At 34.1% G+C, this 13,378-nt stretch carries 8 protein-coding genes and 1 pseudogene; all 9 read right to left on the bottom strand.

Annotation, left to right across the window (positions count from 1 at the left end; genetic code table 11):
* Positions 1-99: 99 nt before the first annotated feature.
* On the bottom strand, positions 100-5,226 hold the full coding sequence (gene dptH / locus AS888_RS03060) for a DNA phosphorothioation-dependent restriction protein DptH (protein WP_061140729.1): 5,127 nt from the start codon (positions 5,224-5,226) through the stop codon (positions 100-102).
* A complete protein-coding gene (gene dptG / locus AS888_RS03065) occupies positions 5,207-6,592 on the bottom strand; it encodes a DNA phosphorothioation-dependent restriction protein DptG (RefSeq protein WP_061140730.1) in 1,386 nt (461 codons plus the stop codon). Before dptG ends, dptH begins: the two co-directional genes overlap by 20 nt.
* 3 nt (positions 6,593-6,595) lie before the next feature.
* A complete protein-coding gene (gene dptF / locus AS888_RS03070) occupies positions 6,596-8,929 on the bottom strand; it encodes a DNA phosphorothioation-dependent restriction protein DptF (protein ID WP_061140731.1) in 2,334 nt (777 codons plus the stop codon).
* A gap of 354 nt (positions 8,930-9,283) precedes the next feature.
* Entirely contained in the window at positions 9,284-9,931 is a 648-nt protein-coding gene (locus tag AS888_RS03075) for a BglII/BstYI family type II restriction endonuclease (RefSeq protein WP_061140732.1), read from the bottom strand.
* A 151-nt stretch (positions 9,932-10,082) separates the two neighbouring features.
* Positions 10,083-10,275: pseudogene (locus tag AS888_RS26645) on the bottom strand (excalibur calcium-binding domain-containing protein); the annotation flags it as partial.
* Between the two features lie 737 nt (positions 10,276-11,012).
* Positions 11,013-11,522, bottom strand: a complete 510-nt coding sequence (locus tag AS888_RS03080) for an ankyrin repeat domain-containing protein (protein WP_061140733.1) — start codon at positions 11,520-11,522, stop codon at positions 11,013-11,015.
* A gap of 354 nt (positions 11,523-11,876) precedes the next feature.
* Positions 11,877-12,386 carry an ankyrin repeat domain-containing protein gene (locus tag AS888_RS03085; RefSeq protein ID WP_061140734.1) on the bottom strand — a complete coding sequence of 170 codons (510 nt, stop codon included), beginning with the start codon at positions 12,384-12,386 and terminating at the stop codon, positions 11,877-11,879.
* A 20-nt stretch (positions 12,387-12,406) separates the two neighbouring features.
* A complete protein-coding gene (locus tag AS888_RS03090) occupies positions 12,407-12,799 on the bottom strand; it encodes an AHH domain-containing protein (protein WP_260320095.1) in 393 nt (130 codons plus the stop codon).
* 23 nt (positions 12,800-12,822) lie between these two features.
* Positions 12,823-13,299, bottom strand: coding sequence for an SMI1/KNR4 family protein (locus AS888_RS03095; RefSeq protein ID WP_061140735.1), 477 nt, complete (start codon positions 13,297-13,299; stop codon positions 12,823-12,825).
* Positions 13,300-13,378 lie beyond the last annotated feature (79 nt).

Here is a 13,378-nt window from a genome sequence, read left to right on the forward strand (position 1 = left end):
GCAGCATTAATTAAGAAAGGGTACAATGTAAATGATATCAAGACGATAGACAAAATAAAAATATTAAAAGGCTCCTAGAAAACAGGAGCCTTCTGTATTTCATTCCAATCTTTCATCCAATGAACTTATATCAATTACAATCGGCATACTATGTTTCAATGTACCATCGTCCTGAAGCATAGGTCCCGAAACGACACATTGCCCTTTTTTTAATGTGGATAATTTGCGTTCCCATTCTTTTCTTGCAAGACTATCTTGAGCGAGATTGGCGGCTATTGAACTAATTTCATTTTCGGGTGGCATAAAATAAACTTTTTGACTCGAACCTTGCAACCTGGAAATTTCATCGATGGTAAACTGACCTCTGAATGATTGAGTGGCATACCAACCTGACCAGCCAAACTTTCTTCCTTCCGACAAAATTTTAGCGCTTGGAGACTTTTCACGGTGATCCAAATTTTGGGCTTCGTCTAAAATGACAGCCAAAGGTTTAGTCTTATCTCCATGGTTTAATTGATAATTCCATAAATCCCACAAAATGAATTCAGTAATCATCATCTGAACATCCCGATTATAGCCTGTAAGCTGAACTATGAACACTTTACCTTTTTGAGATAAAATTTTTTGCCAATTATATTCGCCATCGCTCTTGAATGGATTTTTATCTATAAGTGGCTTGATTTGGGACCGTGCAGTTTTGGCTGGACCTGTATTGTCCTCCCCAAGTTCCACTAAAAGCAGTTCTAAATCCATGCTGTCCCCATACTTATCCAACCCGCGAAGTACAGCTTCATAAATGGCATTTTGCTGTTGGATTCCCAAATCTTTGTATACCGACGAGAATACACCTTTAATTCGTTCTGCAATGTCCGTGTTATCCTCATCCATGTATTCATCCTCATCAAGTTCCTTTTGATTACGCTTGAAAGGGTTGATCGGAAACTTATCCCTTGCAACGAGGAATTGTTCCAAACTCCCACTTAATTGCTCTTTGAATTGTGGCTCAAGTTTAGAATTTTTAAATCCATCCGTATAATCAAAAATGATGTTGGAAATTCCGCTTCTGGATAATTCCAATAATAAACATTGGATGAAATAACTTTTTCCTTGTCCTGACTTTCCAGAAATCAAAATATGGCGATTTGCTAGTTCTCGATGACCGTATTCCCAGTACACTTTTTTTGCGGATCCTTCTACAGTTCCTAAAAGGACCCTAACATCCTTCAACTCAGGAATGTTTGGAATACTCGGGTCCACGATAACAGGTTCTGGTTCTGGTTCTGGTTTTGGTTTTGGTGTTTCTATACCAGTTATTCCCGTAACATCTTCGGGCAGTGGATCAGTGGGCTCCACTATTTTAAATCGATATTTATGGAACAGTAAACTTTCTGGTTTAATGTCTGTTTTTGCACTTCTAATATTAGCTTTAAGGGTTTCAATCTCAGTGATCACACCTGAGTATCCATCATCCTCAGTTAAATCGACGACCAAAATATCATCATCCAGTCTAACCGCTCTCCATGTTTGTTCCTTCTTAAAGGATAACACCGCTCCTTTTCCGATAAACGGTTGAAGATGGTTACTTAATTGATAATCATCATTCAACAATTTTTCTTTAAGGGAATGGACTTGGGAGTAATCCTTTTCGGGCCAGATATTATTATCAATCAATTTCTCAGCATTAGACAATAACAATTGGATGAAGAAGTTCCTAAAGAATTCATTTTTGAATAATGCTTGGTCATCCTCATTATATTTGGCTAATTGCGTTTTAAACAATTGTTGAGTTTTGTTAATTTGCTCTTTTGCTTTAACGATAGTCGATTCTTGATTAAAACCTATTTTCACTTCTACTGGATAATAATGCACAAAGGTATCCTCACCTCTGGTTTCAATGCCAATCAAAAGCAAATCATCACTATGCATACCTTTGACATTAAGGTTTTTCGCAGAAAATACACCTTCACTTTTCGTTAACCTTACTGCTCCTGCAATACGTAATACTTCCTCTAATGATATAGGTACCCAAAGAATGTTTTCGTGATCCAAAGTACTGAGGATATAACGTATCGCTGAAATGATACTTACCTTTTCTCGGGAAAATTGTCCTTTACTGCCGATTATCCGGAGTAGCCACTCTCCATTCAAACTATTGAACCCACGAATTGCCGTTTCAATTTGACTTGGCTGAGCATTGATTTCCTGACCAGCTAGGTATTGCTCGATTATTAATTTATATTGTGCTGATTTATCCGTAACGGTGATTGCATCATACTGTGTGGAGGACGAATATTGATCACTATAATGAATTACCAATAGGTTCCGGGATGCACTTTGGAAAAAGTTCAAATCAACATTAGGTTCTATAAAAGTCACCCAATATGACGTATCATACAATTGATTCAGTATATCTTCATCATAATTGGCTGTTCTTGTAACAATTGTTTCATCCTTACGATAAGGGTTGGTACCCCCGCTATCGAGGTTGCTGGCTAACTCATTCAAACAAATGGCAATAGAGATAAGTTCATTGGTTTGATGTTCAGCGTTCTTCAACCCAAAACCAGTACGATAATCCTTCTCCGTTTCCAAGAATGATATGGATGAAAGAAGCCCTTTCAATGACAAGCCAGTATCAATATCCTGGATTTTATTTTTAGCTGGTGAATCGTTCGATATCATTTTATAAAACGAAATATGGGCATAACCATATTCATTTACATTCAATGGTTTATAATAGAGCACGTTTTCCCGAATCAACCTTAAAACATCAACTGCATCCAATTTTTTGGTAGTTAATGATACATTGAACGTTGCTTCAAATTCTTCCACATCGTCATTCATGGAAAACTTTTCGAAGGCACTGACGGAAGCTTTATCATCATAAAGGGCAACTTCAATCGGAACGATTTCAGATGCACCTTTTTTATCAATTTGCTTTTTGATGAAATTGATGAGTCCTCTAACCACCTCATGATCATTACTAATGTTAATTACATTTATTTGAATCGGTGATTTAGATTGTTTTAAAAATAGAAAAGGGAAGTGCTGCACGAATTGATTTAATTTTTCCTCCACTACATTAGCTAGGAACGCATTTGATTCACCTATTGCCACTTTTTGCATCGGCTCATAAATCATCCATTCTGGAGCATCTTTCTGATTTATTGGGCGATAGATTTCTTTATCCTCCCCATAAATATATGGAAGTAAATTATTGGGATGTAGCCTATCCAATATATGCAATTCTATTGGCTCATTCTTCAACCTTTTATTGATTTCCAATTGATATGCCACATTTAAAGGGTGTAAAGGTGTAAATGAAATTTTATCTTCTTCTATGATTGTTCCAAGTTTAAATAAGTTCTTGGATTGTTCCGCCAAAATTACATTCTCCTGAATTCCCGAAATCAATCCAATGAAAGAATTTACGTACTTTAAGGATAAATCAAAAAGCTCTTCGTTCATATATGAAAGACTAGGTAATAAGTTTCGCGATTTATAATACCCAAGCAAATCGTTATAAGCCCGTTCAATTTCCACGTTTAAATCAAGATTAAAACCTTCAAGCCCAGTTACCTCTCGCTTCGCATGGAAAAGTCCTTTACCTACCCACTCTTTTTCATCCAATAAATATACTTTTATTTCTTCACGTGCCGAAAACTCACGTGTGTTTTGTTTTAACTTATTATTTTCGACATCAAAATGGAAATCCTCTAACTGTTCCCTTTTAAGTTTCCATATTCTTCTTCCCGTAATGGGTGTTACCCTAGAGATTTCTTCCTTTATATTGAATGGAATTAGAGCTCCATTCTTTTGTATCTGGAAATGTAAGTTATCATCATTCCAAGCTGAAGAGGCATTTGAAATTTCAATCCCATGATCCGATTCCATGATGACTTGGTTTTCTTCTTCAACGAATATTTCATTCCTACCAGAATTTTTATCTCCAAAGGTAATCATTTCGTCTTTTTTATTTAAAATAATCTTTTTGGTTTTACTATTGACTTCATATAGTGTTTTAATTTCCCCCAAGAAATCCTGGTCGCATTCAACAATGGCAATATTGAAATCATACTTGGATTTCGATTGATTGTTATGTGTATAGACGACTTGGTGGAAAGTGGTGCTCTTAGGTTCATGAGCTAGGGACATCACTAGCTTTTTCCCTGATACACTACACAAGTTTTCGGATTTTTTATGGATGAATTCTTTTTTTAGACGCTCATCAAATTCAAAGGTAAGATTTACTTGGCTTTCTTTTGTTGTATTAAAAACAATCAAATGCCGCTTTCTTTGGCCAACTTTGGTATCTTTGTGAGGCTTTTCCCAATAGAATAACCCTTCACTGGATTTCTTTTTCGGACTTTCAATATAACCAAGAGTACGTCCAGTTACTACATTATCTGCTGATTCCTTCACAAATCCATAGTCTAGTTCATTCCAACTTTCCTTACGTAAGGCTTGGACACCTTTATCATCAAATATTTTTTCCAACTGATTTTGAAGGTTTTCGTATTCATGTATATGTTGCACTTTTTCGAATAAAGCATAGTTTTCTTCCAATCTTTTTTTCATTTGGCTTTGAGGATACTGATCCAATTTCCCGTCATAGAAAAGTCCTAAATGGGAATAGTCTTCTTTTTTTATCTGTCCTTGTGATAGGAAGCCTAATATCTCTTCATAATCCCATAATGATGATTGAATAAAAGATTCTTCCAATTTTTTGTTAAGGTGAAATTTCAACAACTCTTTTTGATCGGCTGCTAGGAACTTATTCTTTTCGATTTCTTCTTTCAAAGTCCTTAATATTGACTTTACATTGAAAGGCATTCCTTCTTTTTGTAAGTCACTACTTCCACCCCTTATACTGTCCAGTGTTTCATGACAAATGCTCAGTAATGCCGTTCCTGACCAAATTCCCTTCTGTTCCCCCACTTGATTCCGAAGTGTTACCAAGAAATCGGGGGTCACATTTTCGGATGTTGCCGCAACGACGATTTTTACTTTTCCGGATTGAAGCGAAAAAGTTGTATACGGGGAGCCTTGATGATGCTGATATCTAAAAATGCCTGATGTTTCATCAGATTCCAGGAACTCGTAAAACGCTTTAACTTGTTCCTCATTATCAAATTGCAGATAAAAACGTTCTCCACCTTGTAAAGTGACTTGATTAAAATAATTGATTAATTTCTCAGATAGGTATTTATAAAATTGGTTTAACATATTGGGCATCCCCACTATCACTCTTTTTGTCTAACAAATTCAATTTATCATATAATTTAACGATTTCTTCTCGGGAATATCTATCTAAATATAAGCCCCGAAGTTCCAAATCAAGGAAAACCTGCTTTAATGACTTTCGTTCTTTTTTCAAACTAAGTGCGGTTAACAACAATAATAAATCCTGGCTAACATTCAACATGTAACCTAATGAACCCCTTGTTTTCAGGAAGAACTTTTTTCCGATTTCTTCAATTGACAAACTATACCGATTTCGTGGACCTTGCATCGTCGGCTTTTCGTATGCCTCTTCAATGCTTGAATATAACTTTGCAACCAGATCTTCATATGTTAAATTCTCAGGTAAGTTTTGTTCGGGTAGAGCTAGATGAAAGCGATACTCCACTATCCATTGATTAAGCAGGCCCAATAGCACCTCTTTTTCATCAGAAGGCAACTGTTCATATGTCAGCTGCAATTCAGAATAACTCTGGGAATCATCCGTTCCCATCAAGAAGTTCAAATGCTCTAAACTATTGATATCAATTAATAGAGTACGTGCGGCTTCCTTGATCATTTGGTAACCATAACCATAGCTCTTACGATTTTTACTCGTTGCTTCCCAATCCAAAGTGTAAAAAACTTCATTGTTTAAATCGAGTTTACCTTTTGCTTTTTGAGACATCTTTAAAGTCAATTGGTTAATATAAAAAAAGTAATAATAACTTAAGAATATTTCATAATGACTTTTAAAGTAATCCTCATGTTGCGCCAAAAACAAGAAATCCTCTTTAAACATCTTTGAAATGTATGGAAGTTTGCTTGAATATTTTATTTTAGCATCTGTCTTCTCCACCCCGGCAAGTTGATGTAATACTAACTTCGCCACTAAATCATCGGATGAATTCTTTTCAAACATTTTCCCGAATTCCTTATCCGCTTCTATCAAGACATCGGACAAAAATTTGGCAATCTCCTGTTCCCCTTTCATTTCAGGGCCCTCATTAAAGGGCAGGTATTGAAAAACGTGTGGGTGGAACACTTTAATATTGCCCTTTTTATCTTGTAAATACAGGCGTAGTATTTGTTCAAAGAATGGTTTATCCTCTTCTGAAACATCAACTACCTGGCTGATATTTTTAATCAAATCCTCAAGATTCAACTTTTCCCTCAAATGATTTGATGAAATATTACGGGTAAACTCACCTAGAACGCCTTCAAATCCCTTACGGAACTTAGGTCGCTCCGTACCCCTCGTGGTAAATGGCAAAAAGGTGCTCTTACGATTGATTGTATGTTTAAGCCCTGCATTATCAGGCTTGATAGATAAGGAATCTCTTAATTCTTGTAAATTTTTCTGCTCAACCATCACTTAATCCCTTCTGAACGTGAATTCTTCGTAGTCATCATCATAAATCAATTTAAACGTTTTATTGGATTGAAGGTTTACGAATAATAACTCCTTTTCCCTATTTCCGTGCTGCATGATTTTATCTATAAATTCAACATATTGAATGCAATCTTCTTTATCCTTCTTATTGGGACGATATCCTTTAGACAACTTAACTAACATTTCATATAAAGGATAATCAATCTCCATAAAGAAAGGATTTCTCCTTGATTCATCACCAAATGCTAAATGAATCGTCAAATGAAACCTATTTAATACACCATCGCCACCACTTTCCAAGTGCCCAAAATAAGGTTTGATCATTAATGATTGCGCCACTTGAATGTTTTCATTCGATTTATCTATATATACATAATCATTCTTTGGGGTACCGTTCCAAAGGAAAATGGATTCTTTCAATAAATTCGTTATCCTCCTCAAACCATTCCTATCCCCTATATTAAAATGATATAAATATGAAAGATATTCCTTATAGTCGCTGTCCACAAAGACTTCCTTCACTTCATTGGCTAAAAAATAAGCCAAGCGGATTAACGCCTTATTATATAGATGACGGGAGGCTTCCGTTAAATCATGGAATGCACCAACACCCTCTATTTCCTTTGCCCAATCTCCAAGGGAGGACAGGTCAATATACTTATTAAAGGTATCCTTGATATCCAATGAATTATTCAATTCAATCAGTATTTGATCGACTACATCCGTACGCTTATGAATTGGGTCCAATGCTGAAATCACTGACAACAAATGGGAGCGATCCTTTCCTTCGAAAAGAAGGTAAGGAAGTAGACCTTCCGTCTTTTGAACAGCATCAGAATTGATATAATCCACTTCCTGATTAGCCGGAACCATGATATCATGTATGAAATTGAGTAAAGATCTTGTTGAAATGATCATTTTATGCTTGATGATAGCCTGAATTAGCAAATCCACTATTCCTTTTCTAATTTCCGGCAACATCAGTAATTCATAGTTAGTGATAAAGAAACCTTTTATCCTTTCCTTATCCCTTAAGTACGCTCGGTAGAAAGGATTTTCCTCCGTGTTATTCACTAAACGCTCTAAAAGGGTTGAATAATATTCCGAAACAGATCCACTTGCCGTTAATTCAAAGGGTTGATAATCGCTAAAACTGATTAAATGAAAGTTGTCATTCTCTTTGTTTTCCGTAATGGTTGAAGTTTCAAAGACATTGGCCGCTTTAATGAATTCAGATAATATCTTGAAGTTTTCCAACGCATAAGGTGATTCCATGAAGTTATTCAGGACTCCCAGATTAATGGCCAAAATCAATTTATCTCGAGCACCTTCAATTTTTTCATCACTGAAAGGCTTCAAAATTTCAGCCAATGTATCCAAAGAACTCTTTTGCGGATCGAAACTCTCGGTGGCATCGTTATGAATCATGAACTGATTTACCAAGTCAGGATATTTATTTTTCAAATATGCAAGCAAATGGGATTTTCCATCACCAACACTTCCACACAAGAAAATCAACTGAGCCTGATTCCTACTTACCGACCTATTCAATGCCTGCTCCAAATCATCTTGAATCGACCTTTTCACATGTAAATATTCTTTAAAACCACTGAATTGATTTGAATTCTCGATGGCCTCTTGCGAAGACTCCTTAAGTTTCGATAGCTCTTTAAGTAAATAACTTTCTCCTTCTTCAAGAGTGAATTCAAATTGGTCACTTATTTCTTTCTCATATACGAGATTAGGCTGTGGCGTACTTTCCCGATTTACAGGGACTTCGCTCTCAGTTTCAACTGTCGCAGCAGCAGCTTTGGATGCTGTCAATATCAATTCCAATTTTTTCTCTAAGCTTGAGGTCTTTTCCTCAAGTTCACTAAATATATCCAAATCACTTTTCGGTTGAGGATATTTATATTTTTGTGCAACAAATGAATAATCCCCATAAAGTTCCATGAACCAAACCGATACTTCAAACAACCTTTTATGCATCTTGAAGGCATTTTCCAAATCATTATCAATGAATTCATGTGTTCCTTTATTCCCTAAATAACGGATTGTATCGAAAGATCTTGCAATATCCTTTGTTAAAATCTCCTCTTTCTCTAGAAGTTGGATCCTTTCCACCAATTTTAAATAGCTTATATTTTCAAGCTCTTCATGTTGCTTAGCAATTTCCTTCAATAGCTCTTCAGAAAATATTCTTCCTTTTATTAAAACCGTTTGTGGATCATTATAAAAGACATCTTCAATCTGCCGACCAATTTCCGCTAATTTCGGAAACTTCCCCTCTAAAAATCCAAAATTATTATTCTGCAATTACTAAAACACCTCAGTATGTCTTTAGATTTTTTTAAAGCCTATAAAAATATATATTCAAAAAAATGAACACTGATCATTTTCTACCTTGAAAAAATTAAACATGAAACTATATACTTATAGTTTCATGTTTAATTATAGCAAACGGTTCACAATGGTCCTAGAGTAATAATCCATTTGTTTTCCAAAGTTTGTTATACAATCCCTCATACGAATTCCATATGTTTATTCAAGAATAAAAACATTAACGAATATCCCAATTTTTGATTAAAAACAAAAAAGCAACCAACCAAAGGTCAGCTGCCATTATTTTTTTACTATTTAATTAACATGATGATCTAATACATTAATTATTCAAGCTCTAATGTTCTTAATAAGATCCCTAACAAACATATCATGCTTAATATTTGATTTGCTTTGGAGTTCTTTCAATGTGAGCTCACCTGTATTCAGTGGTAGTTCATCATCTTCATTATAGTCTAACCCTATCACTAAAATTGGAAAATTAAATATACCGTTAGCCGATTCCAGTTCACCCACAGTTTTTTCGTAGGTTGCTATTCCACTGTCTATGCGCTTTGACAAACTTTCCGTCGGTAATATTAACACACCAATATTATTACTTTTTTTATAATTTAAAAATTGGAGTTTAAAATAGTTCCGATAGGTACTGGCAACGTTTCCAAATTCAACTTCAAGGTGAATATTGTAGTCTTGTTCTCCGGTTGAAACATTTTTTTTATAGTCTATCGTTAAATATTCCTTATCATTTACAGGAAAATGCTCATCATGGTTCCAGCCATCGGATTTTAGTCTTAGATTTAAATATGAATCTATAATTTGTTGAATTACATCCAGTTTCTTTTGATTCGAGGATTTATTTTTATATATAGGAATTGGGGCTTGTTTGCAAATATTCAATAGCTCATCATATGTTTGTTTAAATGGCTCTTGAGATAGAATATTCTCAGCGAAATTATGGGAATGAATTTTCAGTTTCATTTTCTTCTCCTATTTCCATTTATTTCTATCAGTTTATTTATCTTTCAACACTCAAGCCAAAAATTTGATGATTAACTTTTAACCATAAACTGAATTAATGGACTTTTCTTTTCATTTCTTTTTATCTAAATTACACATTTTGAACTTTCATTTAAAGACGTGTAAAAATATTTTTTTCACAGGCGATCAAGTCTTTATCTGGTCACTTTTTTATTGGCATCATATAGTACCTTTGATACGAGAGGCTTGTATTTCATTTTTACTTCTTTATTTATAACGGAATATAAACGAGCTACGCCTCCTTTATCCAATGCCGTACAATTTTTATATGTCTTCACCTTTTTTTGGCATCGGCTTCTCGCGAGAGAACCAAAACTAGTCCTAATTTATATGTACGCTCCAAAATATGTTATATCTTCCCTGAAAATTAACTTTTTACTAATCATAATGTATCATTTCGATTTTGACAAAAACAACATTTCCATTAATAAAACTCCTTATTTAATTCAATAATTAATAACTTTTCATCATCAAAAAAACACTTATCCTCTGGTGGTTTTTTCCCTTAAGGAATTAAAAAACAAAGTTATAGTTATCGGGAGTATAGTTAAGTAACTGGTACCTAAAGTGGATGATAAACGAAACTTGAATTCAAGTTTTAGTAATATTTCTAATTGGCGAGGTCTGCTGATTTCAAATCAATTAATCTTTATTAAATGCACCTTTTAATAGGGGCTAGCCAAAAACAATTTAATACCGCCTATAACATGGATTTCTTCACCTGTAATAGCTTCTGCACCGTCACTAGGAATATGGATGTAGCCATTTCTAAATGGTTTGATTCATTTTTGCTAGGATGTGGTGATTTAGCACTTCTTCTACCTTTGTTCCGTTGTTTCTATGATTGGCAGTTTTTTTCGATTAGATTTTTACTTACTGATCCAGACAAGTTCGTGTTTAAGCTTTAAGAAATTAAGCTTCCTCTTTAGCAATAATCTCAACATTCCAAACACTTTTACTCTTAAGGGTAGTTTTAGAAACCAATAATCACGTACTATTTCCTCCTTTTCAGTTCACTTTTCTATTCTTTTACATCCATTCTTTGCTTTAAATATTCAGCAATTTCTGTTTGTCCTCTTTCAATGGCAAATGCATAAGCATCCATATCTTTCATGTTGTCACCAGAGTATTTTATAGATATATCTATTTTATTCTCAACTAACAATTTAACAATCTCAAAATGACCACCATATATTGCAGCAAACAGTGGATTTCTATCTGGTTCACTAGTATCAATCTCAACATTCTGGTTAATGAGATATTCGACACTATCTAAATGCCCTTTTATAGCTGCTCTTTCAAGGGCATTTGTAGAAAAAGTTCCTCCCTGTGCATTAGTATCTATCCCTGCATTAAAAAGGTATTCTATTATTTCTAAATGCCCATAAGCTGCTGCTGTATGTAACCATGTACCAAAGGGCGTCATCCATGTTAACATTTCTGGTTCTTTCACAAGTAAATCCCTTACCGCATCCAATTTGCCACTTTTGATGGCACCTCTAATGTCTTTCGCAATTTGAGTTTTATCCATTTAGTTTCTCCTTTATTTCCAAGGTCTTCTAGTCCTTCAATAATATCATCTAAGTCTGAACCTGCCGTATAAACTGCTAATAATTTATTTTTAAAATTTTCTAAAGATTTAATATTATGTTTTCCTATAATTAAATTTCATAAAAAACAAAAAGCACCTTTTGCCTCAAAGACAAACAAATGCTTTATCGTTAGCTATATAAAGTAATTTAATACAGTTCTTATCTTTAAACCAACGAGCTTGCTTAATTTCGTAAGTTTATAGCTTGTTCCTTGTAATGATACTTCGTAAACTTAAAATGTCATCTCGCCTAGCTATCTTTCGTATTTGTCATAACTTATATTGTTACAAAAACTATTCTTTTTCATCTATCTTCTGCTTTAAATATTCAGCAATTTCCGTTTGCCCTCTTTCAATAGCAAATTCATAAGCTCCCATATCTTTCATCGTATCCCCTGTATACTTAACAGTAATATCAATACCATTCTTAACAAGATACTTTACAATATCAAGGTGCCCACCATAAATCGCTGAGAATAGAGGATTTCTATTCGGGTCACTAACATCTAATATTGCACCATTGTCAAATAAGTACTCTACAATACTTATTTCACCTTCACTAGCTGCATGTGCAATAGTCGCTGACTTTGGTACACCTTCGTTTATGTTAATATCCATACCAGATTCAACTAGAAATTTTATCATATCCAGTTTACCTGCTCTAGCCGCAACATGTAGCCAAGTTCCAAAAGGTGTTACAAAATCAAGCAAACTTTTATCAGTAATAATGATCTCTTTCGCTTGTTCTATATTACCATTCTTAATTAAATCATAGATTTTTATTGCTTTTTCCTTATTATCCATAGTATCCTCCAAAAATATCTTTATTTCATTGATGCTGCTTCTTCACCTAGTAGCTTAAGCATATCAACCATTTTTTCCCGAGTTCCACCAAAACTATCAACTTCTTTCAACTTATCAACAATATGTTGAAGACGTTCTACACCATGTTGTCCTGCAATTCTATTTGGTGCCCAAACAAGATTTTCTTCACCGATTATCGATTTTATTCCATACTTTTTTAATATTTCTTGACCTTCAGCAACAAGTTCTTTTTGCTTCTGGCCAAGACCCTTTTTAAATAGGATATGATGTGCATGTGGATCTATCGTAGCAGTAGGTGGGGCACCTATTAGTCCTCTAAGATACTTACCAAAATAAAAGCTAATATAATATAATTTAAAACAAAAAACCTTGAAAGGTTTATAACCAATCAAGGTATGAGCTTTATTATCTTTCTTTAATCAGCTAGTAACTCCAAGTAATATTTATCATTTTCTTCTATCTTTCTTAAAAATTCTTCAAGAGAAGTCGCAATTTGTATATCATAATAGTAGACTGGACTTCTGTTATTTTCATTCAATTCGATTGACATTAAAGCTGATTCACTACCTTCAAAAAATATTAGTTTGTTATTCTCAAATTCATCATAGATTTCTATGTCGGGATAAAACTCAAAATCATTAACTCTTAATCGAAAATCTCTTACGGAATAAGGATCCATAATACGATTAATATTATGCTCTGACCCTTCAATAAATCCGTAGCCAACCTCTATGTAAAAATTAACTAACTCCCTAGGGAATTTTAAATCGAGTTCCTTCTCAACCTCTTTTATTTCTTTTTCAGTTACTGGATTTAAGCTATTTTCATGGTTTGCCTTAATAAATTCAAGACCATTATCTTTTAACTCCTTTAAATAGTATAGTACATAAATCTAAATCAATAAAAAAATGGATAGTCCCTTTGATTTTCGAAAGGCTCTATCCACTTCTTCTTATATAAAAACATTTCTT

The sequence above is a fragment of the Peribacillus simplex genome (assembly GCF_001542915.1).
GTDB lineage: Bacteria > Bacillota > Bacilli > Bacillales > DSM-1321 > Peribacillus > Peribacillus simplex_B.